The organism is Streptomyces sp. NPDC100445, assembly GCF_044759735.1.
Lineage (GTDB): Bacteria > Actinomycetota > Actinomycetes > Streptomycetales > Streptomycetaceae > Streptomyces.
Genome location: NZ_JBIVZV010000003.1, coordinates 357,492 through 383,633, shown reverse-complemented (window position 1 = coordinate 383,633; position 26,142 = coordinate 357,492). Strand labels below are relative to the sequence as shown.

Genomic DNA, 26,142 nt, shown 5'->3' with positions numbered 1-26,142 from the left:
CCGCCCGGACCCGGTCCCGGGCGGCCCGGCCGCTTCAGGTGCGTCGCCTCCCCGCCCAGCGCGTCCGGCGCACGAGCACGGTCACCCCGGCGGCCAGCGTCCCCGCGTACAGCCAGCCCGCCTGCGTGGCCAGCCCGGTGAACAGCCCCATCAGCCGGCCGGCGAGTCCTCCGGTGCCGTCGGCGAGGGGCAGCAGCCCCAGGGTGAACGCGATGGGCGCGACCACCGGGGCCGTCAGCACGTCCCCGTCGCGCACCCATACCGCCGTGAGCAGGCACACCGGCAGGAACAGCAGCCCGTACACCGTGCCGGACCGCCCGAACAGCAGCTGGTCCAGGTAGCCGAGCAGGAGCATCGCCACGACGCAGAACAGCCCGCCGCCGAGCCCGGTGAGCTTCATGTCGGCCGGCCGTCCGCCGGCTCCCGCCGGCCGCACCGTACGGCGTGCCCGTGCCGCGCGGGCGGCCCCGGGCGCGGGCCCGCGCTCATCGGCCGGCCCGCGCCGGGCCTGCGGTGGCAGCGGGGCGGGCGGTTGTCCACGTCGCGGTCCGTTGTTCGGACGTCGCGTCCTGCGTTGCTCCATTGGACCAACTTAGGTCTGTTTATGTGCCCAATCAGCCCTCAGACACGCCGACGGGGAGCGCTCGGCCGGCCGTCCCGCGCTCCCGCGAGCCCGGTGCCCCGGACGCCGTAAACTGGTGGATCGGCCAGTGTCGGTCTCTGGCCTGGCAGCCCCTGGCCCACTCATCAACGGGAAGTCGCAACGTGTCGCTCACGATCGGAATCGTCGGCCTGCCCAACGTCGGCAAGTCGACCCTGTTCAACGCCCTGACCAAGAACGACGTGCTGGCGGCCAACTACCCGTTCGCCACGATCGAGCCGAATGTCGGCGTGGTCGGCGTCCCCGACGGCCGCCTCGCGCAGCTCGCCGCGATCTTCAAGTCGGAGCGCATCATCCCGGCCACGGTCGACTTCGTCGACATCGCCGGCATCGTGCGCGGCGCCTCCGAGGGTGAGGGCCTCGGCAACAAGTTCCTCGCGAACATCCGCGAGTCGGACGCGATCTGCCAGGTCATCCGGGCCTTCAAGGACGAGAACGTCGTCCACGTCGACGGCAAGGTCTCGCCGAAGGACGACATCGAGACGATCAACACCGAGCTGATCCTCGCCGATCTCCAGACCATCGAGAAGGTCCTCCCCCGCCTCCAGAAGGAGTCGCGGATCAAGAAGGACATCGCGCCCAAGGTCAAGGCGGTCGAGGAGGTCAAGGAGATCCTGGAGAAGGGCGACACGCTCTTCGCCCACGGCATCGTCCAGGGCAGCGAGCGTGCGGAGCTCCTGCACGACCTGCACCTGCTCACCACGAAGCCGTTCCTCTACGTCTTCAACGTCGACGAGGACGAGCTGGTCGACGAGGAGTTCAAGAACGAGCAGCGCGCCCTGGTCGCCCCCGCCGAGGCGATCTTCCTCAACGCCAAGCTGGAGTCCGACCTCGCCGAGCTGGACGAGGAGGAGGCCCTCGAGCTCCTCCAGTCCGTCGGCCAGGACGAGCCCGGCCTCGCCACCCTCGCCCGCGTCGGCTTCGACACCCTCGGCCTCCAGACCTACCTGACGGCCGGCCCCAAGGAGTCCCGCGCCTGGACGATCAAGAAGGGCGCCACGGCCCCCGAGGCCGCCGGTGTGATCCACACCGACTTCCAGAAGGGCTTCATCAAGGCCGAGGTCGTCTCCTTCGCCGACCTCGTCGAGACCGGCTCGGTCACCGAGGCCCGCGCCAAGGGCAAGGCCCGCATGGAGGGCAAGGAGTACGTGATGCAGGACGGGGACGTGGTGGAGTTCCGGTTCAACGTCTGACATTCGTTTTCTCGTGTCAGGAGTTGAACGTCTTCTCCGCCATGCCCTTCCTGAGCGCCTAGTGCACTGAGACTGTCAAGTCGCGTACACAGAAGAACCCCCAGCTGATTCGGCCGGGGGTTCTTCTGCTTTACGGGAGAGGGGTGCTAGCTTGCGCCGGATTCGTCGCCTCAGTCGCAGACAACAGTAGCGATCGGCTTGGGCTGCCAAGCTGCTGATAGTGCTGGCGGATCTCCAGCCGAGGTACGCGTGGGGCATGCTGTCACGGTGAGTGAATCCTCGAGCGGGTGGCAGGCTTGGTTGAACAGTCTGGACGCGCGTGGAAGGGCGGCAGCGGAGTCGCTGCGCGCGCGACTCGAAGCACTCGGAGCAGCCGATGCTGGCGACTGGGCCAAATCGGAGATCCGCGAGGACCTTCCACACCTCGCGCGGTTCATGCTGCTGCGAAGTCTGTGGCGCGGTCCGATCGGCTATTGGGCCGATCCGGATGCCATCGATCAGCTTCCTGTTGCCCAGCGGCTCATTGCTGCTGGGGCCAACAAGGAGGATCTCGCTCGCCTGGCGCGAGCGGTCGCCTATGAGGCAGTGTTCGCAACGCTCGATGAGCTCGACACCGGGAGTGATGTGAACGTATCGGGCATCGATGTCGGCTGGCTCGTCATGGAGTCAGCCGAAGACGGCGCCCCGACTGGTCGAGCCCTCTCGGGCCTGCACGAAGATCTCTTGGCCATGGACCCGAGTGGGCGCGATGGAGCGGACTTGTTGCAATAGTCCTGGTGCAGGACCCGCAGCGCACCCTGATGCTCTCGCTGTTCGTGGCAGGGATGGCATCAGTCGTCAGGTGGCGCGGACTGCGCGAAACTGCGCGACCCACCTCGTGACCTCGTTCAGGTGCTCGGGCTGCAGCCCAAGGCACGGGTCGGGCTGAACAAGGAGTGTTGGTGTTCCCTTGGCGGTGCGCTCCGCCGCCCAGGCGAGGTCAAGACCGGTGAAGTCGTCGTCGATCCAGACGACGGGTGCGTCTGCCAGCCAGGCGTCGACGTGGTCGCGCTTCCACAGGTAGCCGTTGGGGTGGCTGGTGGTGATCTGCGGACGCGGCAGGTCGACGTGCGGCAGGTCCGGGAGGCCCAGGAGCGGGCCGATGAGGGTGGCGGCGTCCTGCCGCCAGCTGGTGCACCAGACAGGGGTGACCAGGCCGGTACGGATCAAGTTCATGAGCAGGCGGCCGTGGGCAGGGTGGAGCCAGATGGTCACCGGGTTGTCGGCGCTGCGGCCGGCGGGGACGACGTCGTGGCGGGCGTGGGTGGCCGGGGTCGAGCCGTGCTCGTCGGGGAAGGGTATGAGGACGCCGTCGATGTCGAGGAGCAGGTAAGGCGGGCGCATCGGTCCTCCATAGTCCGGATGAACGCGGATGTCAGAGCTTGCGGGCGCGGATCAGCAGGGTGGTGGGCCAGTGGCCCATGCGGGGGTCGTGGAACTCCTGGGCCGAGGTGAGCCAGAAGCCCGCCCGGCTGAGGTGCCTCTCCCAGCGGTCCGTGGAGAACTCCCAGCGGGCGATGGGGAGCCGGGAGCGGTCGGGCAGGGTGACGTGGTCGCGGCGGGGCCAGTCGTCGCCGGAGGGGCTGCGGCCGCCGCGCTGTGGGTGGGGGATGGAGAAGGCGAGTACCCGGCCGGGCGTGAGGCGTTGGGCGATAGCCGGGAGCAGGAGCTCGGGGGCGACGAGACCGACGGCGCCGAAGACGGAGTAGATCGCGTTGAACTGCTCGTCGGAGGCTTGCAGGTAGTGCAGGGCGTGGCCGGCTGCGAAGGTGAGGTTGTTCAGTCGTCCGTAGTGGGAGCGGGCGCGGCGGACCTGGAGGCCGACCAGGTCGACGCCGGTGGCACGGGCGCCATGGCGGGTGGCGAGGTGGGCGGCGTTGTGGCCAGGGCCGCAACCGAGTTCCAGGAGTCGCTTGCCGTGCAGGTCGGGGCCGAGGACGTCGGCGCCGGGACCTTGGCCGGGTCTCGTCGTCCACTCCATCCGGGCGGGTACTGCCAGAGGTTCGGCGAGTCCGGTGGCGGTGCGTTGGAGGGCGTGGGCGTGCCAGGGGGATGCCTGGGCGAGCACGTCAGATCTCCAGGAGGTGGAGGACGTCGGTGAGGTGGCGGCGGACGGCCTTGATGTAGGCGGGGTCGGTTGCCGGGTCGTTGATCCAGCGGATGGCCTGCTCCATGAACCACTCGACGGCCCACATGCGGTGCCAGCCCAAGGCCCAGTTCTCGGCGGTGAGCCCGCCGCGCGGAGCGAGGGCGTCGGGGGTGCCGCCGGCGGTGACGTACTGCTCCAGGAAGACGCGCAGGCGCACGGGGTGTGGGGGATCGATCGTTCCGTGCCAGCTGGCGAGGTCGAGCAGGCCGGGACCCGTGAAGGCGCGGGCGAAGTCGAGCAGCCGCCAGCCGCGCTCGCCGATGTGGAGACTGGTGGGGTGGAACTCGGAGTGCACCCAGCCGAAGGGTTCCAGTGTCGCTCCGGCCGAGCGGGCCTCGGCGGCCTGGGCGATCCGGTCGAGCGCGTCCTCGACGTCGTCGGCGTCCTGCCACCGGTCGGCCTTGCGTAGCTGTTCGAGATGCTCCAGCGTTCTGGCTGGCAGCGTCCGCAGCTGGTTCTGGTCGAGTACGGGCAAGGGCGGAGCGGTACGGGTTCCGTGCAGCACCACGGCCGCGGCGACGCCGTCGAGGTCGTCGGCCTCGCGGACGGACGGTCCGAGGTCCTCCATGAGCATGCCGAGCCAGCCGTCCAGGACGGCGGAGGCGTGGACCTGGGGGACGGGTACGCCGAGGGTGTGGGCCAGGCGGAGGGCCTGGTCCTCGCTGTCGAAGGGCTTCTTGGCGTACTTGAAGATGGCCGTGGTGCCGTCGGGGAAGGTGACGCGCTCGACGCCGGACATGGACCACACGCGTACCTCCTCCCGTAGGGCGGTGGTCTGGCCGGTCGCGGTGAGCAGGTTGTCGAGGAGTTCGGCGCTGGGGTTCGTGGTCACGTAAGGGCTCCGGGGAGGGGTGGTGGCGTCCGGGGCGGGCGAGGGATGCCAGCCCGCCCTGGAGCCTGAGCTGGTGTGGGTTACGCGGCGGGGTTCACGCGGTGGGCGTAGACCTGCTCGATCCAGCCCGCCTTGAAGGCCGCGAGGTCGTCGCGGAAGTTCGCCATCGAGGCACCGTAGGGCGCGACCACGCCGCCGGACTGGTCCGGCACGGACTGGCAGCCGTGCACGAGCCGGCCGCCGAGGGCGGCGTGGGCCTTGATGGACTCGATGCGGCGGTGCTCGTTGAACCAGCCGCCGTGGTAGACCTCGTCGAGCATCCCGCCCATCTGGTCGTCCAGGTCGAAGACGACGGAGGTGGCGGCGGGGAAGAACCAGCACGGGCCGACGTTGGAGATGTGCCCGTCGAGCTCGACCTTGTTGAGCGCCATGAGCGTGGCGGCCTCGCGGAGCATCCGCAGGTGGTCGGCGGTGATCTGCGGCAGGCCGAGGCCGGCCAGGTGCTCCTCGCGGAACAGGTACGCGTACACCTCGTACGCGGTGACCAGGACGCGGGTGGAGTCGGAGGTGGATTCGCTGTGCTGCTTGATGAAGTCGAGCGCGAGCTGCTCGACCGCGCTCTCGGTCGTCTCGTCCACGTTCAGGAGCTGGGACTTGACCAGCTCCCAGTCGGCGACGAGCCAGGTGTTCGACTCGAAGCGGAAGAAGTACTCGGCCGGGTCGATCGTGATGTGCCGGCCGTCGACCTGGATGCCGGGCAGGCGGCTCCAGCGCGGGTCGAACGCCTCGGGCAGCTCGACCGTGATGGCCGTGGTGTCGATGGTGGTCACCGTGTTCTCCGTCTCTGATTGGCCGGGTTCGGGCACAGGAATGCCCGAGCCCGGTGTGGACGTACGGAAATTCGGGGTGCCGCCCGGACCAAGGGGGAGCCTGGAACACGGTCACACCGTTCCGGGCGGCTGCTGATAAGTGAACCGGTGGTCACGCTGAGTGGGTACGGTGGAAGGCAGTTGAAGCGGTATACGCGGTTTACAGGTCCGGAGTGGAGGCGATCGTGGCGGCGCCGAGAGAAGCCAACTCCCGTCTGCGCGACGTCATCGCGGCGGTCGACTGCACCTACGAGGCCCTCGCCAGAGACGTGCGGCGCATCGCCGCCGAGAACGGCGAGATCCTCCAGACCAACAAGTCGGCCATCTCGCACTGGGTGAACGGGACCCGTACCCCGTCGGGCCGGGTAGGTCAGTACCTGGCCGAGGCGCTGTCCCGGCGAGCGGGGCGTACGATCACCCAGACCGAGATCGGCCTTCACGTCGGTGATGACGAAGAGCCGGCGGAATCCGACCCCGTCCTCGCGGTCACCGACCTGGGCCGGGCCGACGTCGAGCGCCGCCGCTTCCTCGCCATCGCGGCCTTCACCACCGCCGGCGTCGCCATGCCTCTCGGATACGACCACGAAGCCACCGCCCGCATGCTCCGCGCCCGCACGGGCACGTCGCTGGTCGGCGTGGAGGACGTGGACGTCGTACGCCAGATCACCGCGGCCTTCAGCGCCGCCGACGAGCGCCTCGGCGGCGGGCACGGCCTGACCACCGTCACCGCGTACCTCGCCGACACCGCCGCCCCCATGCTGCGCGGACGCTTCCCCAGCGAAGCCTTACGCCGGGCCGCCTTCGGCGCCGTCGCCGAACTCGCCTACCTCGCAGGCTGGAAACACCACGACCTCGGCCAGGAAGGCGCCGCCCAGCGCTACTACCAGGTCGGCTACAAGCTCGCCTGCGAAGCCGACCCCCACGGCCACGCCGCCTGGATGATGCGCGCTCTCGCCCACCAAGCCCTGAGCCTCAAACAGCCCCACCACTGCGTCGACCTCGTCGAAGGCGCCCTGAAGCGCGGCCTCGACCACGTAGACGGCCAGACCGAGGCGCTCCTCCACATCACCCACGCCCGCGCCTACGCAGCCACCGACGAGAACCCGTCGGCTGCACGCGCCCTGCTCGCCGCCGAGGACGCCCTCCTCCGCGATGACGACCCCCAGCCCAGCTACTCCCGCGTGAGTGGCCCCGCCGCCGGCACCGTGGCCAGCCACACCGCCCGCACCCTCACCGACCTCGCAGACCACATTGGCACCGAGCAGCAGCACCGAGACGCCCTCACCCGCTGGGACCCCGCGAAATACAAGCGCGTCCACGCCCTCACCCACGCAGATCTCGGCGACAGCCTCGCCGCCCAGGCCCGCGCCGACGAGGCCGTAGCCGCCTGGACCCAAGCCGTGGTCCTCATGGAAGGCATGACCTCCGACCGCACCCGCAAGGCGATCACCTCGATCCGCTCCACCCTCGCGGTCTACCAGCGCCGCCGCGTTCCTGGTGCCGCCGATCTCGCCCGCCGCGCCCGCGAGGCCCTCGCCTAACATGCCCAACAACCCGCCCGACGAAGGGAACACCGTGGCCCAGCAGACCGACGACCGCTCCCAAGCCCTCAAGCCGGCGCTCAAATCGATGACCTTGCTGGTCGCGGCTGTCATCGTCCACGACAAGGCCACCAACCGCGTCGTCCTCCTCCAGCGCAGCGAGAACGCCAAGTTCGCCCAGGGCCTGTGGGACCTCCCCGTCGGCAAGAGCGAGCCCGGCGAGCCCATCACCGAAACCGCGGTCCGCGAGCTCTACGAGGAGACCGGCCTCATGGTGAAGCCCGAGTCCCTCAAGGTCGCCCACATCATCCACGGCGCCTGGGGCGTCGAAGCCCCCAACGGCTTCCTGACGGTCGTCTTCGCCGTCCACGAGTGGACTGGCGAACCCGAGAACCGCGAACCGCGCAAGCACTCCCGGGTCTGCTGGGTTGATGCCAACGTAATCCCTGACGCCTTTGTCGACACGACTGCCAGTGCTCTCCGTCAGTACCTGCGAGGCAGCTCTCAGGTGTCACTTAACGGGTGGCGCTAGTTGCGCCTCCTGAGTGTGGGGCAGCACCTTCCGCCGACTTCGGCTTGATGGCGACGGTCTGGTTAGGCTACTCACCCGGGAACATCGTGGCTGGGAAGTAGCAGCTTCCGGTCTCATTTGCATGACGCTTCTTGCGTCGCAAAAGTTCGTCGAGCGTGAGGCGCCCGTCGAGAACATAGAAGAAATCGAGGCCCTCCATCGTTAGGAACGGCGTACTCTCCCTGTATGCTTCTCGGGCTCCGCTAGTGAATCCATTTACGCTGATAAAGATTCCAAGCGAATTTTTTCCCTTCCGTCTCACCTTCTCATTGAAGCTGTAGAGGTGGTGGGGCTGGATCGCCTCCCGCCACCACTTGGCCTCAACGATGTAGTCGTCCGTGTCGAAAGTAAGCGAGCCGTCGATTTGCTCGTACTCCAGGCTGTATGACAGGCGAGGTTCCATGTCGAATAGCCTGAAGATGTCATTCAGGAATGGTTCGAAAAGTCTGCCAGCCTTCTGGCGGTTATCCATACGCTCCAGTTCGAGAAAGCGTTCCTTAAGGGCGGAAAGCTTAGCTTCAAAGCTATGCTGGGTCTCTACCACGGCGCGGTACGTGAGAAGTTCGTCATCGAACTTCGACTGTTGCTCGTGGGCAACGCGCTGGCGGTCCACCAGCCCCCTGAGATGGTCGACTGCTTCCTTTGCCTCGGCGATCAGGGATTCGGCGTTCTCGTGCCGTTTCAGTGCAGGGAAGCTCGTCAGCTGAGAAACTTCCGCCATCATCCGAAGCGAAAGGTCGCGGTATTGGCGCTCATTTGCCATCAACCGGTCCACGAACTCATCTGCGGTGGCCCACTTGTAGCCACTGAAGTCCATGTGGGCCAGCAGTGAAGGGTGGTCCGTGGCCCATAAGCGGATGAATCGTTCGAGGTCGCGCTTGTACCAGAAGATCGACTTAAGCGCGCCGGCCAGGGCTCCGTAAGCGGCTGGGCTGATCGGCTGCGCTGGTTTCGGCGTGCTCGTCATCCCTCGTCCGACCTCCCAGTCTCTGTGCGGGGCTGCTAACGCCTGGTCAGATGATGCTACAGAGGGAAGTCGGGTGCTTACCTGCCTTCGCGTTGGATTGCCCGTCCTGTGCGGCGCCGCAGGTCAGGGTTGGTCCGCGTACATTCTGCTTCCGTGCCTGACGGTCCGCCAGGAACGCTGCTCAGCAGTCGAGCAGCGTTCTGGTTGGTGCCGGTCGGTCGGCTTTGAACGCCTCGTTCTACTGGCGGCGCCGCAGCCGCTGGATGGTCGGCACGATGGCAAGACAGATTGGCCCACACCAACGTGTCGGAACACGAGCTGATCGACCCCGACGCCCGGGACGCCGCCGAGGGCGCCGAGTGAGGCTCGTTTCGCTCCGCTGTAGCCGCTTTCCCGCTCGTCAGCTCGGCCAGGCTGCGAAGCGCGATGTCGCGGGCCCGCGTCAGCGTGATGGTGGGCCGAAGCCCGGGGTCGGGTGCGGGGACGGGTCCGTCACCCAGCCTGCGAGCAGGATCAGGCGGGACTCGCGATCGGTGGTGAGGAAGGCGAAGGGGCGGTCGAAGGCGACGCGGACGACCGTCGTCTCGTGCGTGTAGGACGGGGCCCCGCCGGCCGGTGCCGGCATGACCGCCGTGACCGCCGCCGCCCGGAAACCGAGCGCGCCGAACCGGGCCACCGCCGACTGGCGTGCCTCGCCGACGGCCAGCGGGTGGGGGCTCACCCCGGGGAAGTGGCCGGTCCGGGGGTCCGAGGCCGTCGTGAGACCGAACAGGCCGGGCAGGGCGAGCAGGTCGTGGTCGGCCCGCACTTCGTAGGAGACGGTCGTCATGTCGAGGGTGCGGGGTTCCGGCCCGGCGGCCGGCTGCTGCTCGACGTGCACGCCGGGGCCGACGTGCCCGTGCGGCAGCCCACCGCCCCCGGTGAGGGGCAGGCCGCGTCCCACGACGCCCACGCCGGCCGTCAGCACCTGACCCGAGGTCATCCGCTCCTCGCCGAGCACCAGGTGGACGTCGATGCCGCCGCCCCCGGGCACCGTCAGCACGGTGACGAAGCCGTCGGGGGTGCCCGCCACGCCGACGCGGTCCGGCCGGACGCTGCGCCGGTGCAGTCCGCGCAGAATGCGGCCCTGCCAGGGTCCGGCGGCGGGGCGCAGCGGCAGCTCCGTGAACGGCTGACGCCAGTCGGTGCGCAGCGTGAGCGCGCCGGCCAGCACCATCCGTGCCTCCCGGGTCAGCGTCACCGGCATGCGCTCGACGAGTCCGCCGGTCCGCTCGGCCGCCCAGCGGTCCAGCCGTTCCTGGGCCGTGACCAGGTCGTCGCCGAAGACGCCCTGGGTCCCGGCGGGCAGTCCGGCCCGCCACTCCTCGCGCAGGGGCAGGCCGTGGTGCGTCCAGAGGCCGAGCGCCGCTTCCAGGCCGGGCACCGCCGCGAGCCGGGCCAGCAGCTCCCGCGCGGCACCGGCCGCCCGCTCCGCGGGGACGCCCAGCGCCCCGGCCAGTTCCGCCCGCGCCGGGCCTGCCGCGCCGTCGGCGAGGAAGGCCAGCAGCGGCCAGACGCCGGCCGCGGAGAAGGCCGTCCCGTGGTGCGTGGTCGTCGCCCATCGGGCCGTGAGTCCGTTCACCGCGTGGACGACCTCGTCGCCCACCCGGCCGTCCGGCCTGGTCTCCACCCTCGTTCCGCCCCCGTTCGTGTCCCGCTCGTCATGCGGCCGGTCCCCGCGGGAGCCCGGTCACCGGTCGATCACCGGTCCCGTGCGTCACCGCCCCGCCCCAGGAGCACGGTACCGGTGTTCCGTCCGTGCCTCCGGAGCCCTTGCGAGCAGACCCCCGTACCGTCGGGGTCAGTTGACTTGCCGTCACGGTTCGGGTGCCGTCCCGCCACTGCGGTGATCGTCGTGAGGGCCGGCCCTCAGGTGTGAGCCCGCCCGTACGGGAAAGAAAGCGCCTGGGTAAAGGGCTCCTCCGCTCTTTGTCATCACATCGAGTGATTCTCTGGCCTTTGCTTGCACGGCGGAACCCAGGGTTGCCAGGCTCTTGCTGTCTGTACAACCTGATGGGAGCGGCCAGTGAGTTTCGGTGAGCAGCCGGCGTATCTGCGTGTCGCGGGTGACCTCCGCAAGAAGATCGTCGACGGTTCGCTCCCGCCCCACACCCGGCTCCCGTCCCAGGCCCGCATCCGCGAGGAGTACGGCGTCTCGGACACGGTCGCGCTGGAGGCCCGCAAGGTGCTGATGGCCGAGGGGCTGGTCGAGGGCCGGTCCGGCTCGGGGACGTACGTGCGTGAGCGGCCCGTGCCCCGGCAGGTGGCGCGCTCCGGATTCCGTCCGGCCGGCGGCGCCACCCCGTTCCGGCAGGAGCAGGCCGACGCCACCGTGCGCGGCACCTGGGAGTCCAGCAGCGAACAGGCCGAGGCGGGTGTGGCGCTCGCGGAGCGCCTCGCGATCCAGCCCGGCGACCGGGTCATGCGCACCAAGTACCTCTTCCGGCAGGGCGGCGAGCCGATGATGCTCTCCACCTCCTGGGAGCCCCTCGCCGTCACCGGACGCACTCCGGTGATGCTGCCCGAGGAAGGGCCGCTCGGCGGGATGGGCGTGGTCGAGCGCATGCGGGCCATCGACGTCATCGTGGACAACGTCACCGAGGAGGTCGGCGCGCGCCCCGGCCTCGCCGAGGAACTGCACCTGCTCGGCGGTGTCCCCGGGCACGTGGTCCTGGTCGTCCAGCGCACGTACTACGCCTCGGGCCGCCCGGTCGAGACCGCCGACGTGGTCGTCCCGGCCGACCGTTATCGGGTCGCCTATCACTTGCCCGTCAAGTGAGCTGTGACGTACGGCCGTTGGGCGGGGCGGGCCGTCATGGTGTCGGGGTGGGGCGGCGGGGGTGACGGGGCGCCGGGCGTACGGCGCGTGCGGCTGGGAGTGAGGTAGCGCACACTCCGGCGCACCCGGTGAATGCTCGTCGCGCCCTCCCCGGCCGTCACCGGCGTTCGGGGGCCCGCAGCGATCCGGCCGTTCTTGCAGGTGGTCCGCATGTGCCCGGCGCACCCCCGACCCGGGGTGTCGGTGCTCGCGACGGCGCGTTCGGTTCGATGCGCCCCCGACGGTCTGGCTGGTTGCGTACCTCTTTGTGAAAAGTCGTATGCGCAGCGTGAAGGTTGGGCGTACGCTCGGGCATATGCGGATTGCGGTTTCCTTAGGCGGTGCGCGACGGGGGCCCGAGAGCGCAGCCGAACGTGGGGGAGGGCGGTGCGGTGCGGGAAGGAACGCGGGCGGTGGGGGGCATGAGTGAGGGCACGGTCTCACTGCCCTGGATCGTGATACGGCAGGACGACAACGGCAATCGCTACCGCGTCGGCCGGTACGCGACCCGGGCGGAGGCGCAGAAGATCGCCGACAGCTTCGACGACCGTGGGCACAAGCAGATGTACTGGGTCGAGCGCATCGGCCAGAACGGGGACGGAGCGCGCAACTGACCGGTCGCGCCCTGGCATAGGCTCCCGTGCATGACGCGCACGCCATCCCGGACGGAACGCATCGTCGTGGTGGGAGCCGCCCTGTTCGACGGCGACAAGCTGCTCGCCGCGCGCCGCAGCGCCCCCGCCGACCTGGCCGGGCGCTGGGAGCTGCCCGGCGGCAAGGTGGAGCCCGGCGAGCGGCCCGAGGACGCCCTGGTGCGCGAACTGCGCGAGGAACTCGGTGTCGACGCCGAGCCCGTCCGGCGGGTGCCGGGGGAGTGGCCGCTGCGCGCGCCGTACGTCCTGTGGGTGTGGACCGCTCGGCTGCGCCCCGGTTCGCCCGCGCCCCGGCCCCTCCAGGACCATGACGAGCTGCGCTGGCTGACCCCGGCGCGGCTCTGGGACGTCCCGTGGCTGGACCAGGACGTCCCGGCGGTCCGCGAGGCCGCGGGACTCCGGCCGACCGGGCCCGCCGAGGGCTCGGAGGGGTCCGTCGACGGCCCGACCTAGTCCGCTGACCGTCCGGTCGAGGCCGCCCGGGGCCGGGGAGCGGCCGCCGGCGGTTCGGTGGAGTCTGCCGGCGGTCGGACCGGGTCCGCCGATGACTGGGGCGTGTCCGTCGCCGGTCCGGCCGAGTCCAGTCCGCTGATGGTCCCGAGCGGGTCCGCCGATGGCCTGGGTGAGCACGTCGACCGCCCGGTGTCGTCCACCGACGGTCCGCCCGGATCCGCCGATGGTCCGGTCGAGTCCGCCGGCGGCTACTTCCTCCCGGCGCCACCCGACCCCCGCGCTCCGATGTCCCGCGCCCCGGATCCCGGCCCGCCCCCCCCGGGGCGCCGGCCGGCGCCGCCGCACCCGCCCGTCCGCCTCTCCCGCACCCCGTTCCCTTCCCCGCACCCGGTTCCGGACCCGAACGACGCCCCCGGGCCGGGTGCCGGAGGGGGCGGAATGCCCGCGCGGGGAGCCAGGCGCCGCCGTCCCCGCGGCACACGGCGCTCGCGCCGGCCCCCCGGAGCGCCGCATACGCCGTTCGTGCCACAGTGCGCCCTCGCGCGCGGTACTGCCCGTCGAATATCGGGTATGGGCCCATTAATCCTATGAAAACGGACATGGGCGGGCTCTGTTGGCCGGGGAAGTGAGCGGCGTGATCGACACCGACGGTGACTGCGCCGAGTGGTCCTTCCCCGCGGACCCGGGTGCCGTGCGCAGCGCCCGCGCGGCCGTCCGGGACCAGCTGCGCGGCTGGGACCTCGACTGCCTGGCCGACCTCACCGCCCTGCTGGTCAGTGAGCTGGTCACCAACTCCCTGCGGCATGCCACCGGCCCCATCGGGGTGCGGCTGGTCCGGCCCGACGCGGTCGACGGCACCCTGCGGGTGGAGGTGTCCGACCCGCTCCCCGACCCGCCGCGCGAGCGTGTCGCCCGGCCGGAGGACGAGGGCGGGCGTGGCCTCCAGCTGCTCGCCGGGTCCGCGCGGCGCTGGGGCACCCGGCCCGGGGCCCGCGGAAAGACCGTCTGGTTCGAATTGGCGGTGCCCGGGTGAGGCGGCGGCCGCGGGCGCACGGGGGTGTACAGCCGCCGGTGCGGCGTCCAGGTGCGCGCCGGGTACGCGCCCGGTCCCGAGGAGGGTGGTTCGGCGGTGTGTTCCCTGGTTAGAAGAGTGGGAGTGTTGTCACGGACCGGTCCGAAAAACACCTGGACCGAGCTGTGATCGTGAACACCGTGTCGTGCGGCGCCGTAGTGCTGGATACTGCGGGCAGCCGCCCCCGGTGACCGGTGCCGGGTGCGGTGAGCTGGAGGGGACGGTTCGCGTGAGCGAGATACCAGCGAAGGCCACGGAGTCCGAGGACCCGTCGGACGGCGCGAGGAACCAGGCCGCGGAGGCGGCCGCGGCACCCGGCGACGCCATGTGGCAGAGCAGTCCGCCCGGTTCGATCTACGACTACATCAAGGTCGCGTCCTTCGCCATCGGTCCCGGCGGGCTGGTCGACCAGTGGAGCCTGCGCGCCGAGCAGCTGTTCGGCATCCCCGCCGCGCACGCCGTCGGGATGGACCCCATCGAGGCGTTCGTCGATCCCGACCTGCACGACCGCGGGCAGCGGAAGATGGCCGAAATACTCGACGGCCGCGAGTGGACCGGAGTGGTCCCCTTCCGGATGCCGGACCGCCCGGACGGCGCGCGCGGCGAGGAGGGGCTGGCCGAGGTCTACGTCATGCCGACCCGCACCGCCGAGGGCGACAAGGCCGCCGTCTGTATCGTCGTGGACGTCCGCACACTGCGCAGCATCGAGACCGACCTCGCCGCCTCGCAGGCGATTTTCGGTCAGTCCCCGTTCGGATTCTTGCTCATCGACGACGACCTGAGGGTCCGTCGGGCCAACCACCGTTTCGCCTCCATCTTCGGCGGAACCCCGGAGGACCACCGGGGCCGGCAGGTCAACGACTATCTGCCGCGCGGTGAGGCCGAGCGGGTCTCGGCCACCCTGCGGCGGGTCCTGGAGAGCGGTGAGTCGATCACCGACATGCACGTCACCGGGTTCGTCCCCGGCTCCGAGGAACGCCGGCACTGGTCCATCAACCTCTACCGCGTGCACAGCGGCAGCGGCCGGCCCATCGGCATCGCCTGGCTCGGCACCGACATCACCGCCCGCCGCGAGGCCGCCCGCGAGGCCGCCGCCGCCCGGCGCAATCTCGCCCTCCTCAACGACGCCGGCGCGCGCATCGGGAACTCCCTCGACCTGGAGACCACGGCCCGCGAACTCCTGGACGTCGTCGTCCCCGGCTTCTGCGACCTCGCCACCGTCGACCTCTACCAGGGCCTGCTGTCCGGCGACGAGGCCCCGCCCGGTCTCGCCGACGGCAGCGCCGAACTGCGGCGCGTCGCCTTCGCCAGCGCCGTCTCCGGCGCCCCCTTCAGCGGCTCCGGCGAACCCGTCGAGGTCGGCGCCGTCCACCACTTCCCGTTCAGCTCGCCCTGCGCGGACGCCCTGCGCACCGCCCGCCCGCAGCGCGTGCCCGCCGAGGAGGGCGGACTGGTGCAGTCCACGCTGGCCGTGCCGATGGTCGCCCACGACACGGTCGTCGGACTCGCCCAGTTCGCCCGGACCAAGGGCAGCGAGCCGTTCGGCGACCGCGACCGGGACCTGGCGGTGGAGCTGGCCGCACGGGCCGCGGTCTGCATCGACAACGCGCGCCTGTACCGGCGTGAGCATGAACGGGCGCTGATACTCCAGCGGTCCCTGCTCCCGCCCGGCGACCCCGAGGCGTCCGGCCTGGACATCGCCTGCCGCTACCTGCCCGGCAACGCGGCCACCGAGGTGGGCGGCGACTGGTTCGACGTCATCGAACTGCCCGGTCACCGTACGGCGCTGGTCGTCGGTGACGTGATGGGGCGGGGCCTGCGCGCCGCCGTCGCCATGGGTGAACTCCGCACCGCTGTCCGCACCCTGGCCCTGCTCGACCTGGAACCGGCCGAGGTGCTCTCGGCGTTGGACGAGATCGCGCGCGGACTCGGCACCCCGGGCGGGGTCCAGCAGGCCACCCGGGCCGCCCGCCAGCCCCGGGACGCCGACCTGTCCGAGGTGTACCTGGCGACCTGCGTGTACGCCGTGTACGACTCGGTGACCAGGCGCTGCACGTTCGCCAACGCCGGCCATCTGCCGCCGGTCCTGGTCGAGCCCGGCGAGCCCGCGCTGATGCTGGACGTGCCGCCCGGGATGCCGCTCGGCGTGGGCGGGGAGCCGTTCGAGGAGGTCGAGGTCGAACTCCCCGAGGGCGCGCTGCTCGCCCTCTACACCGACGGACTGGTCGAGTCCCGCGACCACCCCCTGGACGAGGGGCTCCAGGCCTTCGTCGGCGCGCTCACCGACCCCTCCCGCCCGCTGGAGGACGTCTGCGACCACGTCCTCAACACCCTCGACACCCACCACGGCGAGGACGACATCGCGCTGCTCATGGCCCGGGTGCAGGGGCTGCCCGAGGAGTCCGTCGGCGACTGGACGCTGCCTCGCGAACCGCGCAGCGTCGGACGGGCCCGGGAGTACGCCCGCGGACAGCTCGCCGGCTGGGGCCTGGAGCCGCTGATCGACACCGCGGAGCTGCTGGTGAGCGAGCTGGTCACCAACGCGCTGCGGTACGGCGAGGGGGAGATCAGGCTACGGCTGCTGCTGGACCGCACCCTGGTCTGCGAGGTCTGGGACTCCGGACTGGTCCAGCCGCGGCGACGCCGGGCCCGGGACACCGACGAGGGCGGCCGGGGACTCCAGCTCGTCGGACTGCTCAGCGCGGCCTGGGGATCGCGCCGGACACCGCTCGGCAAGACGGTCTGGTTCGAGCTGCCCCTGCCGGGCGGCGAGGCCCTCACGGACCCGGCGGAGGCACTGCTGAGCCTGTTCTGACATCACCCCGGCCCACCTGGCGCGCCGGGGCCGAGCGGGTCAGAGGTGGTGGCGGTACCGGGTGAGGGGACCGCCGTAGCTCGCCGGGGGACCGCCGTCCGGGTCGTCGGCCGGCACGATGCCGCCCAGCACTGCACCGGTGGGACCGGCCGCATCCCCTCCGGCACCGGCGTACCGGCCGCCGTACGCCCGGACGTCCCGTTCGGCCAGCTCCCGCGCCTCCCGGGCCACCGGGTCGGCCCGGCCGGGGCGGCCCGCGCCCAGCTCCCGCACCGCCTCCGCCAGCCGGGCCCGGGCCGGCGTGCCCACCGCTCCCCGGTGCACCGCCACGAACTCCTCCGCCCCGGCGACGCAACCACCGGCCACCAGCAGCGCCGCGGTGTGCAGCACCCCGAACCGCGCCCCGCCCAGCCGCTCCACCGCCCGGCTGATCCGGCGCAGGGCGTCCAGCGGGTCGTACGGTCCACCGGTCAGCTCCTCGCGGACCGCCGCCAGCACACCGTCGGCGTGGGCGAGGGGGCCACGCGGCTCGTCCGACGCCGGCGAGCCCCGCCCACCGGGCCGGAACGCCGCCAGCTCCGCCTCCGCGCCGGTCAGCGCGGCCGGCACCAGCGCCGCCGCCTCCCGCAACCGCGCCGCGAGCCGTTCCACCGCGTCCACCAGGATCTCGGTCTGGGCCACCGCGGCCTCCCCGGCGCGCAGGTGCCGGGCGGTCCGGGCCCCGTCGTCCAGATCGGCGGCCTGACGGGCCTCGTTGAGCCGGGACGTGGCGAACACCAAGCGGTCCTTGGCCTGTTCGACGTACCCGGCGACGGACACGGACGCGGTGGGCGCGTACGGCTGCGCGAGCGCGGCCAGGGTCTCCTGCGCGGTCACCGTCCGGCCCGCCACCTCGCGGAACCGCCCCTCGGCCACCTCCAGCGCCGCGCCGGCACCACCGACACCGCCGGGCCCAGTGGCCTCCAGCCCGCGCAGCGCGTCCAGCGCCGCCGCCTCCGCGTCCAGGCGGCGGCCGGCCTCCGCGCACCGGCCGATCACGCCCACCAGGGCCTGCCGCCGGGCCCCCGCGTCCTCCGGGGCGCCCTGCTCGTACCGCCGCCAGATCGCGAACGCGGCCGACAGCTCGGTCCCGGCGGCCCGCAACGCGTGCGTGAACGGTTCCGTCCGCTCCTCCCCGAACAGGGCCGTGACGAAGGACAGTTCTTCCCGACTGGTCCGCACGCACTCGTCGGCCAGCAGCAGCGCGGCGCCGGCCTGCCGTTCGGTGTCGGCGGCGGTGGGCGCGGGCGGCTGCGCGGAGACCCTGCCCGGGGTGGTGCGGGTGCGGGCGCGCCGGGTGCGGCGCAGGTAGCCGTAGCCGGCCAGGGACACGGCCGCGGCGCCGGCGACGAGCGGCAGCACCAGGTCGGCCGAGGACGTCTCGTCCCGCTGCGCGGCGGCACCGGCCACCGCGCCGGACGAGGCCACGGGAACCGGATCATGCGCCGCCACCGTCATCAACGGCAACACCAGCCACCCGGCTCCGGCCAGGCCGCCCAGCACCGCACGCGCCACCCGCACCCTCGTGTGCACCGCGGCACGCCGGGACCGGCCCCGGATCAGGGAGGACGTCACCTTTCGGAGCGTATGGGCAGGTCGGCGGCTCCGCGAGCGGGGCGGGGACGGGTGGGGGACCAGGTGGACAGGGGGACGCGATGGACGAACACCGGCACACCGACGCGAGCGGGGACCACCCCGGTCACCCCGGTCCCACCCCCCACCACCCCGCCCTCCCAGGAACCGACGCCCGCCGGTCGGACGATCCCCGAGCCGATGCCCACCGAGCAGACGCCCCCCGAAGCGCCGACGACCTGACAACCGCACCGGATGCCGGACCGGTTGCCGGACCGGAAGCCGACTCCCGCCCGGCTGACGGCCCCCAAATCGACGCCGGACCGGCTGACAGGTCCGAACCCGTACCCGACCTCGAACTGGAACCCGCACCCGTGCCCGTACCCGACCCCGAACTGGAACCCGACCCCGAACCGGAACCCGGGGCGTCGGGGAAGAAGGCGCGGCCCCGGTGGTGGCGGGTGGGCCGTTGGGGCGGTGTCGTTCTCGTCGTGCTGTTGCTCCCGGTCCTCGTCGCGGAGAGCGCCCTGCGGCTGGAGTACACCGGCGACCCGGCCCCCGGCACCCGTACCCGGCACCGGGACGCGCTGTGGCTGGGGCACGCCTGGGTGGACGGGCGGAAGAGCGGCCGGGACGTCAGGGCGCTGGCCGGACGGCTGCGGGGCACCGGCGTCCGGGACCTGTACGTGCACGCGGGGCCGCTGGAGCACGACGGCACGCTTCCCGCCTCCGCCTACCGGAGGTCCCGGTGGCTGGTCGGGGCCGTGCACCGGGAGCTGCCCGGTGTCCGGGTCCAGGCCTGGCTGGGTGACACGCTGGCCAGTGAGGGGCCGGACGGGCTGCGGCTGGAGCGGCCGGCGACGCGGGCCGCGACAGCCGTCTCCGCCGGCCGGGTGCTGGACGCCGGTTTCCAGGGCGTGCACTTGGACCTGGAGCCCCTGCACTCGGGCGACCGTGACTATCTGCGCCTCCTCGACGACCTGCGGACGCTCACCCGCTCCCGGCACGCGCTGCTCTCCGTGGCCGCTCACCAGATCGACCCGCTGCCCGCGCTGCACTCCGTGTGGGGTGCGGCGTCGGGGCACCCCAAGTGGTGGTCGCAGTCGTACTTCGGGCAGGTGGCGCGCCGGGTGGACCAGATCGCGGTGATGTCGTACGACACGATGCAGCCGCTGGCGAGCCTGTACGGGGGGTACGTGGCCGAGCAGACCCGCCTCGCCCTGGAGGTCACCCCGGACACCACCGACCTCCTGATGGGCCTGCCCTTCTACCACGAGAACCGTGTCGGCCACCGGGCCCGCGCGGAGACGGTGCCGGCCGCCGTGCGCGGTGTCCGGCTCGGGCTGTCCCGCACCGACGCCCGCCGCGCCCGTTTCGGTGTCGCCCTGTACGTGGACTTCGCGGCGACGGAGGCGGACTGGCGGGCCTACGGGGAGGGCTGGGCCGGCTGATCCGGGGCCCGCGGTGTCCGGGAGCCCGGCGCTACGGGGACCGCCGCCTGATCTTCGAGCCCAGCCACACCAGCGGGTCGTACTTGCGGTCGGCCGCCCGTTCCTTCAGCGGGATGAGGGCGTTGTCCGTGATGTGGATGCCCTCGGGGCAGACCTCCGTGCAGCACTTGGTGATGTTGCAGTAGCCGAGGCCGTGGTCGTCCTGGGCGGTGCGCGCGCGGTCGAGGCCAGTCGCGGCGGCCGCGTCCAGGGGGTGCATGTCGAGTTCGGCGATCCGCATCAGGAAGCGCGGGCCCGCGAACGCCGGCTTGTTCTCCTCGTGGTCGCGCACGACGTGGCAGGTGTCCTGGCACAGGAAGCACTCGATGCACTTGCGGAACTCCTGCGAGCGGTCCACGTCCTCCTGCATCATGCGGTACTCGCCGGGCCCGACCCCGGCGGGCGGTACGAACGCCGGGACCTCCCGCGCCTTCTGGTAGTTGAAGCCGACGTCGGTCACCAGGTCCCGGATCACCGGGAACGCGCGCAGCGGGGTGACCGTGATGGTCTCCGCGCGGTCGAAGACGGACATGCGGGTCATGCACAGCAGCCGCGGTCGGCCGTTGATCTCGGCGGAGCACGAACCGCACTTGCCGGCCTTGCAGTTCCAGCGCACGGCCAGGTCGGGTGCCTGGGTGGCCTGGAGCCGGTGGACGATGTCGAGGACCACCTCGCCGTCGTTCACCTCGACCGTGTAGTCCGTCAGGCCGCCGCCCTGCGCGTCGCCCCGCCACACCCTGAAACGGGCCTCGTAGCTGCTCACTCGTACAGCTCCTCCTCGGCGAGGTACTTGACCAGCTCCTCCTTCTCGAAGAGGGCGAGCAGGTCCGGGCGGATGGGGTCGGTTCTCTCGCGGGTCAGCCGGATCTGGCCGCGGGCGGGGTCGGCCGCCGCGAGGCCGCCGGTGGGGTCGGCGAGGGCGCACAGCAGGTTCACGTTGCGCCAGGCGCGGTCCATCGCCGGGTGGTCCTCGCGGGTGTGCCCGCCGCGCGACTCGGTGCGTTCCAGCGCGGACCGGGCCACGCACTCGCTGACCAGCAGCATGTTCCGGAGGTCGAGGGCGAGGTGCCAGCCGGGGTTGAACTGGCGGTGGCCCTCGACGCCGGCCCTGCGGGCCCGGGCCCGCAGTTCGCCCAGCCGGTGCAGGGCCTGTTCCATCTCGCCCTCGCGGCGGATGATGCCGACCAGGTCGTTCATGGTCTGCTGGAGTTCCTGGTGCAGGGTGTAGGGGTTCTCCGGCGCGTCCGTGGCGCTCTGCGTCTCGGCGGAGAAGGGGCGCAGCGCCTCCGCGGCGGCCGTGTCGACCTGGGTGTCGTCCACCCGCGGCCGGCGCTCCGGCCGCCGGGCGTGCTCCGCGGCGTGCCGGCCCGCCCTGCGGCCGAAGACCAGCAGGTCGGAGAGGGAGTTGCCGCCGAGCCGGTTGGAGCCGTGCATGCCGCCGGCCACCTCGCCGGCCGCGTAGAGGCCCGGCACCCCGCGGGCCGCCGCGGTGTCGGAGTCGACGGCGACGCCGCCCATCACGTAGTGGCAGGTCGGCCCGACCTCCATCGCCTCGGCCGTGATGTCGACGTCGGCCAGCTCCTTGAACTGGTGGTACATCGACGGCAGCCGGCGCCGGATCACCTCGGCGGGCATCCGGGTCGACACGTCCAGGAACACGCCGCCGTGCGGGGAGCCCCGGCCGGCCTTGACCTCGGCGTTGATCGCCCGGGCCACCTCGTCGCGGGGGAGCAGCTCGGGGGGCCTGCGGTTGTCGTCGGGGTTCTCGTACCAGCGGTCGGCCTCGTCCTCCGCCTCGGCGTACTTGTCCTTGAAGACGTCCGGCACGTAGTCGAACATGAACCGCCTGCCGTCGGAGTTCCTGAGCACCCCGCCGTCCCCGCGCACGGACTCGGTGACCAGGATGCCCTTCACCGAGGGCGGCCAGACCATGCCCGTCGGGTGGAACTGCACGAACTCCATGTTCAGCAGGGGTGCGCCCGCCAGGAGGGCCAGCGCGTGGCCGTCGCCGGTGTACTCCCAGGAGTTCGACGTGACCTTGAAGGACTTGCCGATGCCGCCGGTCGCGAGGACCACGGCGGGCGCCTCCAGGACGAGGAAGCGGCCGGTCTCCCGCTCGTAGGCGAAGACTCCCGAGACCCGGTCGCCGTCCTTGAGGATGCGGGTGACCGTGCACTCCTGGAAGACCTTCAGCCGGGACTCGTGGTCCCCGGTCTCGGCGTGGTCGCGCTGCTGCTGCGCGACGATCTTCTGCTGGAGGGTGCGGATCAGCTCCAGGCCGGTGCGGTCGCCGACGTGCGCGAGCCGCGGGTACTCGTGGCCGCCGAAGTTGCGCTGCGAGATGCGGCCGTCCGCGGTCCGGTCGAACAGCGCGCCCCAGGTCTCCAGCTCCCACACGCGGTCGGGGGCCTCCTGGGCGTGCAGCTCGGCCATCCGCCACTGGTTGAGGAACTTGCCGCCGCGCATGGTGTCGCGGAAGTGGACCTGCCAGGTGTCGTGCTCGTTGGCGTTGGCCATCGCCGCCGCGATGCCGCCCTCGGCCATCACGGTGTGCGCCTTGCCGAACAGGGACTTGCAGATGACGGCCGTACGGGCGCCCCGCTCGCGTGCCTCGATCGCGGCCCGCAGCCCCGCGCCGCCGGCACCGACCACGACGACATCCCATTCCTGCCGGTCCACCACGGACATCAGTTCGGTCCCTCACTGGTTTCTCTAGAAGAAGCGCGGGTCGTCGAAGACGCCGGACGCGACGAGGTACACGTAGAAGTCGGTGAGCGCCACGCTCAGCAGCGACGCCCAGGCCAGCTGCATGTGGCGGCCGTTGAGCCGTCCGACGAACCGCCACGCCCGGTAGCGCAGGGGGTGGCGGGAGAAGTGCTTGAGCTTGCCGCCGACGATGTGCCGGCACGAGTGGCAGGAGAGGGTGTAAGCCCAGATCAGCGCGATGTTGGCCAGGAAGACCAGGGTGCCCAGGCCCATGTGGCCCCACCGGTAGTGGGTGTCCCGGAAGGTCAGCGCGGTGTCGTAGCTCAGCACCCCGGCGACCAGCAGGGCGGCGTAGAAGAAGTACCGGTGGATGTTCTGGAGGACCAGCGGGAAGCGGGTCTCGCCGGTGTACCGGCGGTGCGGCTCGGCCACCGCGCAGGCGGGCGGGGACGCCCAGAACGCGCGGTAGTAGGCCTTGCGGTAGTAGTAGCAGGTCAGGCGGAAGCCGAGCGGGAAGATCAGGATGATGATCGCGGGGGACAGGCCCCACCAGCCGCCGAGGAGGGCGGCGTTCGGCCCGGCCCGCATGGTCCGGCAGTTCTCCGCCAGGCACGGCGAGTAGAACGGCGAGACGTAGGGCGCCGCGTAGTAGTGGGTGTCGGCGAAGGCCCGCCAGGTCGAGTAGACGACGAAGGCGAACAGGCCGGCCGCGGTGATGGCGGGCGCCAGCCACCAGCGGTCGGTCCGCAGGTGCGGGGCGGGAATCGCGGCGCGCGGACGGGCCCGCACGCCGCCGCTGTCCGGTCGGGGTTCCGTACCAGTGGCCACGTCAGCACTCCGGTTCGGTAGGGGATCCTCAGGGGGCGCGACGGTCGCGGGCGCCCAAGCCCTCGTCGTCCGAGTCCGTCCACAGGCTGATGTCGTAGGGCGTGTCGGAGATGGTCACGAGGTCCGGCCGGAGGGCCGCGTCCGGGGTGGCGACCGCCGCCCGCAGCAGCGCCAGGCTCTCCCGCAGGTGATCGGCGTCCAGCCGGACGCGGCGCATCTCCAGGCTGCCGCGGTCGAGCTGGTGCTCCAGGCGTCCCAGCGACCGGTGCAGGTCGTCGAGGGAGCGCTGGGCGGAGGTGATGTCGTCGTGCACGGTCATGACTTGCCCCTCACTCTGACGGGCCCCGGGGGCCCTGGGCGGCAACGTTCATGCGCCTTGGAGTCTCGCGCGTCACACGTGCCGGTGTGAAGGCGTGTGCAGCGATTGACGGAGGCGCACGGATGCATCTCCGGGGGTGTTGCGCCGCACGGGTGGGGTTACCGCCCGCTGTCGCCGTGTCGCCCGCTGTGGCTGGAACCTTTCCACTTCAGTGGCCGCATAGATCTGATCAGCTCCATATACCGCCAAAAGTGATCAGTTCCATATGGCTACAAAAGTGAGCATAAGCCCCGCGGCTTCCCGGAGGTAGCAGAGATGTCCCACCACGGCGTCGGCCCGCGCGCCGTCATGCGCTCGGCCGTCTTCCTCACCGCGGGCGCGCTCGCGGTGCCGCTCCTGGCCGGCTGCGGCTCCGACGACGCACTCGCCGGCCCGCTGGCCCGGCAGGACATCGTCCCCGTGGCCCGCGCCCAGGTCGCCGACGGGGGCACCCTGAAATGGGCCGTGGACGCCGTCCCGGAGACCCTCAACACCTTCCAGGCCGACGCCGACGCCGGGACCAGCCGCGTCGCCCAGGCCGTGCTCCCGGCGATGTTCCGGCTCGACGCGAACGGCCGCCCGGTGGCCGATCCCGCCTACCTGGAATCGGCGAAGGTCATCGAGACCGAGCCGCGCCAGGTCGTGCTGTACAAGCTGAACCAGCAGGCCGTCTGGAGCGACGGCCGGGAGATCGGCGCGGCCGACTTCGCCGCCCAGTGGCGTGCCCTGTCCGGGAAGAACAGCGCCTACTGGACCGCCCGCAACGCCGGGTACGACCGCATCGCCTCGATCGAGCGCGGCGCCAACGACCTCCAGGTCCGGGTCACCTTCGCCCGCCCCTACGCCGACTGGAAGTCGCTGTTCTCCCCCCTCTACCCGAAGGACGTCACGGGCACCCCGGACGCCTTCAACGACGGCGCCCGGCGCAAGTTGAAGATCACCGCCGGGCCGTTCCGCGTGGACAAGGTCGACACCGCCCGGAAGGACGTCGTCCTCACTCGCAACCCGCGCTGGTGGGGCCGGCCGGCCAAGCTGAACACGATCGTGCTGCACGCCGTGTCCCGGGAGAAGCGGGCCGCCGCGCTCGCCGACGGCAGCGTCGACCTGGCCGAGGTCGACTCCACCGAGGCCCAGCGGATCGGCCTCGCCAACCGGCAGAAGGGCGCCGGCACCCCGCTCCAGGGGGCGGGCCGCACGTCCGCGAAGAAGCTCCGCTCCTGGATGCTCGCGCAGGGCGTCGACTCCGAGAAGGTGCCCCGGGGGCAGAAGAAGCTGCGGAAGGCCGTCAAGCGGTACCTGGAGCAGCAGGAGGCGCTGCGCGACTTCGAGGTCCGCAAGTCGCTGGAGCCCGCCTACACCCAGCTCGCCCTCAACGGCTCCGCGGGCCCCCTCGCCGACGAGCGCGTCCGCCGGGCGGTCGCCCGCGCCCTGGACCGCGCCGAACTGGCCCGGCTCGTCCTCACCCCGCTGGGCCTGCCCGCCGTACCGGTCGGCAGCCACCTCGCCCTGTCCGGGCAGGCCGCCTACGCCGACAGCAGCGGCGCGATCGGCGACCAGGACACCAAGGAGGCGCAGGCGCTGCTCGCCGACGCCGGCTGGGTGGCCGGCGGCCCGGTCAAGGCGGAGAAGAAGGGCGAGAAGGCGGCCGGCCCGCAGAAACCCTCCGAGGACGTCTCGGACGGTGGCAAGGACGGCCAGTACATCGTCGGAGAGGACGACGACGACAAGGGGAAGAGGCACGCGCCCGGCGACGACAAGCGCGAGCACCGCGACAAGGACCTCGCCCAGGAGGGCCGGCGCGGCGGCGCGCCCGGCGCGTACGCCCCGCGGGGCACGGCCGCCCCGGCCGCCGCGCCGGCCGGACCGCTCGCCAAGGACGGCAAGGCGCTCACGCTCCGCTTCGTCCTGCCCTCCGGCCCGGGCTCGGACACCCTGGGCGCGGTCGCCGCGCGGATCTCCACGATGCTGGAGCGGGTCGGCATCCGCACCACGATCACCCGGGTCCCGGACGCGAGCTACTTCAAGGACCACATCGCCTCCGGCGACTACGACCTTGCCCTGTACTCCTGGCCGTCCTCGGCCTACCCGGCCACCGACGCCCGGCCGGTCTACGCCAAGCCGGTCGCGGCGGCCGACGGCTCGGTGAACGTCGAGCAGAACTTCACCCGGGTCGGCACCGATCAGGTCGACCAGCTCTTCGACCAGGCGGCGACCACGCTGGACGAGGACGAGGAGCGGGACCTGATCAGGAAGGCGGACGCCCGCATCTGGGCCGCCGCCGGCTCCATCCCGCTCTACCAGCGGCCGCAACTGCTGGGGGCGCGCAAGAACCTGGTCAACGCGGGCGCGTTCGGATTCCAGACGCCGGTGTACGAGGACATGGGCTTCCTGAAGAAGGGCGTGAAGGTCTCCCCGAGCCCCGCGAGCGCGAGCCCGGACAAGTGACGGCACGGCCGCCCGGCGGCCCGCGGACGTGA

Annotated in this window: 23 protein-coding genes; 11 read left to right on the top strand and 12 right to left on the bottom strand. The window is 71.8% G+C overall.

Annotation, left to right across the window (positions count from 1 at the left end; genetic code table 11):
- Positions 1-34: 34 nt before the first annotated feature.
- Positions 35-400 (bottom strand): DUF6542 domain-containing protein, encoded by a 366-nt coding sequence (locus ACIQVT_RS10710; RefSeq protein ID WP_403750532.1) that lies wholly within the window; start codon positions 398-400, stop codon positions 35-37.
- Positions 401-765: 365 nt separating this feature from the next.
- On the opposite strand from ACIQVT_RS10710, the gene ychF reads away from it, so the two are divergent.
- On the top strand, positions 766-1,854 hold the full coding sequence (ychF, locus tag ACIQVT_RS10705) for a redox-regulated ATPase YchF (RefSeq protein WP_403750530.1): 1,089 nt from the start codon (positions 766-768) through the stop codon (positions 1,852-1,854).
- Positions 1,855-2,121: 267 nt separating this feature from the next.
- A complete protein-coding gene (locus ACIQVT_RS10700) occupies positions 2,122-2,625 on the top strand; it encodes a hypothetical protein (protein ID WP_403750528.1) in 504 nt (167 codons plus the stop codon).
- Between the two features lie 66 nt (positions 2,626-2,691).
- Here the strand turns inward: ACIQVT_RS10700 and ACIQVT_RS10695 are convergent, their stop codons facing one another.
- The 4 genes from ACIQVT_RS10695 to ACIQVT_RS10680 form a co-directional block, all read right to left on the bottom strand.
- Positions 2,692-3,237: an HAD domain-containing protein gene (locus ACIQVT_RS10695; protein WP_403750526.1), complete on the bottom strand. Its 546-nt coding sequence runs from the start codon at positions 3,235-3,237 to the stop codon at positions 2,692-2,694.
- A 31-nt stretch (positions 3,238-3,268) separates the two neighbouring features.
- Positions 3,269-3,961 (bottom strand): class I SAM-dependent methyltransferase, encoded by a 693-nt coding sequence (locus ACIQVT_RS10690; protein WP_403750524.1) that lies wholly within the window; start codon positions 3,959-3,961, stop codon positions 3,269-3,271.
- A gap of 1 nt (position 3,962) precedes the next feature.
- Entirely contained in the window at positions 3,963-4,874 is a 912-nt protein-coding gene (locus ACIQVT_RS10685) for an aminoglycoside phosphotransferase family protein (protein WP_403750522.1), read from the bottom strand.
- A gap of 80 nt (positions 4,875-4,954) precedes the next feature.
- The gene (locus ACIQVT_RS10680) at positions 4,955-5,704 is read right to left on the bottom strand and encodes a hypothetical protein (protein ID WP_403750520.1); all 750 of its coding nucleotides are present in this window, start codon (positions 5,702-5,704) and stop codon (positions 4,955-4,957) included.
- Between the two features lie 224 nt (positions 5,705-5,928).
- Here ACIQVT_RS10680 and ACIQVT_RS10675 point away from each other — a divergent pair, with 224 nt between their 5' ends.
- Complete coding sequence (locus ACIQVT_RS10675; protein WP_403750518.1) at positions 5,929-7,284, top strand: tetratricopeptide repeat protein; 1,356 nt, start codon at positions 5,929-5,931, stop codon at positions 7,282-7,284.
- Between the two features lies 1 nt (position 7,285).
- The gene (locus ACIQVT_RS10670) at positions 7,286-7,816 is read left to right on the top strand and encodes an NUDIX domain-containing protein (RefSeq protein WP_403750516.1); all 531 of its coding nucleotides are present in this window, start codon (positions 7,286-7,288) and stop codon (positions 7,814-7,816) included.
- Between the two features lie 67 nt (positions 7,817-7,883).
- On the opposite strand, the gene ACIQVT_RS10665 is transcribed toward ACIQVT_RS10670, so the two are convergent.
- Both ACIQVT_RS10665 and ACIQVT_RS10660 read right to left on the bottom strand, forming a co-directional pair.
- A complete protein-coding gene (locus ACIQVT_RS10665; RefSeq protein ID WP_403750514.1) occupies positions 7,884-8,822 on the bottom strand; it encodes a restriction endonuclease in 939 nt (312 codons plus the stop codon).
- Between the two features lie 442 nt (positions 8,823-9,264).
- Positions 9,265-10,491 carry a serpin family protein gene (locus tag ACIQVT_RS10660; protein WP_403750512.1) on the bottom strand — a complete coding sequence of 409 codons (1,227 nt, stop codon included), beginning with the start codon at positions 10,489-10,491 and terminating at the stop codon, positions 9,265-9,267.
- A 396-nt stretch (positions 10,492-10,887) separates the two neighbouring features.
- Between ACIQVT_RS10660 and ACIQVT_RS10655 the strand changes: the two genes are divergently transcribed.
- The 5 genes from ACIQVT_RS10655 to ACIQVT_RS10635 all read left to right on the top strand — a co-directional run bounded on the left by ACIQVT_RS10655 (position 10,888) and on the right by ACIQVT_RS10635 (position 16,672).
- Positions 10,888-11,640 (top strand): GntR family transcriptional regulator, encoded by a 753-nt coding sequence (locus ACIQVT_RS10655; RefSeq protein ID WP_403750510.1) that lies wholly within the window; start codon positions 10,888-10,890, stop codon positions 11,638-11,640.
- 461 nt (positions 11,641-12,101) lie between these two features.
- Positions 12,102-12,293: an SPOR domain-containing protein gene (locus ACIQVT_RS10650; protein ID WP_121787116.1), complete on the top strand. Its 192-nt coding sequence runs from the start codon at positions 12,102-12,104 to the stop codon at positions 12,291-12,293.
- A 30-nt stretch (positions 12,294-12,323) separates the two neighbouring features.
- A complete protein-coding gene (locus ACIQVT_RS10645) occupies positions 12,324-12,785 on the top strand; it encodes a (deoxy)nucleoside triphosphate pyrophosphohydrolase (protein ID WP_403750508.1) in 462 nt (153 codons plus the stop codon).
- Positions 12,786-13,410: 625 nt separating this feature from the next.
- Entirely contained in the window at positions 13,411-13,818 is a 408-nt protein-coding gene (locus ACIQVT_RS10640) for an ATP-binding protein (RefSeq protein ID WP_403750506.1), read from the top strand.
- A gap of 268 nt (positions 13,819-14,086) precedes the next feature.
- Entirely contained in the window at positions 14,087-16,672 is a 2,586-nt protein-coding gene (locus ACIQVT_RS10635) for a SpoIIE family protein phosphatase (protein WP_403750504.1), read from the top strand.
- A gap of 39 nt (positions 16,673-16,711) precedes the next feature.
- Here ACIQVT_RS10635 and ACIQVT_RS10630 read toward each other — a convergent pair whose 3' ends face one another.
- Positions 16,712-18,286 (bottom strand): hypothetical protein, encoded by a 1,575-nt coding sequence (locus tag ACIQVT_RS10630; protein ID WP_403750502.1) that lies wholly within the window; start codon positions 18,284-18,286, stop codon positions 16,712-16,714.
- Positions 18,287-18,657: 371 nt separating this feature from the next.
- On the opposite strand from ACIQVT_RS10630, the gene ACIQVT_RS10625 reads away from it, so the two are divergent.
- Entirely contained in the window at positions 18,658-19,734 is a 1,077-nt protein-coding gene (locus ACIQVT_RS10625; protein ID WP_403750500.1) for a hypothetical protein, read from the top strand.
- Between the two features lie 31 nt (positions 19,735-19,765).
- Here the strand turns inward: ACIQVT_RS10625 and ACIQVT_RS10620 are convergent, their stop codons facing one another.
- The 4 genes from ACIQVT_RS10620 to ACIQVT_RS10605 are packed head-to-tail and all read right to left on the bottom strand — an operon-like array spanning position 19,766 to position 23,626.
- Positions 19,766-20,536 (bottom strand): succinate dehydrogenase/fumarate reductase iron-sulfur subunit, encoded by a 771-nt coding sequence (locus ACIQVT_RS10620; RefSeq protein WP_403750498.1) that lies wholly within the window; start codon positions 20,534-20,536, stop codon positions 19,766-19,768.
- Entirely contained in the window at positions 20,533-22,461 is a 1,929-nt protein-coding gene (locus ACIQVT_RS10615; RefSeq protein WP_403750496.1) for a fumarate reductase/succinate dehydrogenase flavoprotein subunit, read from the bottom strand. Before ACIQVT_RS10615 ends, ACIQVT_RS10620 begins: the two co-directional genes overlap by 4 nt.
- 24 nt (positions 22,462-22,485) lie before the next feature.
- Positions 22,486-23,307, bottom strand: a complete 822-nt coding sequence (locus tag ACIQVT_RS10610) for a hypothetical protein (protein ID WP_403750494.1) — start codon at positions 23,305-23,307, stop codon at positions 22,486-22,488.
- 28 nt (positions 23,308-23,335) lie between these two features.
- A complete protein-coding gene (locus tag ACIQVT_RS10605; RefSeq protein WP_403750492.1) occupies positions 23,336-23,626 on the bottom strand; it encodes a hypothetical protein in 291 nt (96 codons plus the stop codon).
- A 315-nt stretch (positions 23,627-23,941) separates the two neighbouring features.
- Between ACIQVT_RS10605 and ACIQVT_RS10600 the strand changes: the two genes are divergently transcribed.
- Positions 23,942-26,110 (top strand): ABC transporter family substrate-binding protein, encoded by a 2,169-nt coding sequence (locus ACIQVT_RS10600; protein WP_403750490.1) that lies wholly within the window; start codon positions 23,942-23,944, stop codon positions 26,108-26,110.
- Positions 26,111-26,142 lie beyond the last annotated feature (32 nt).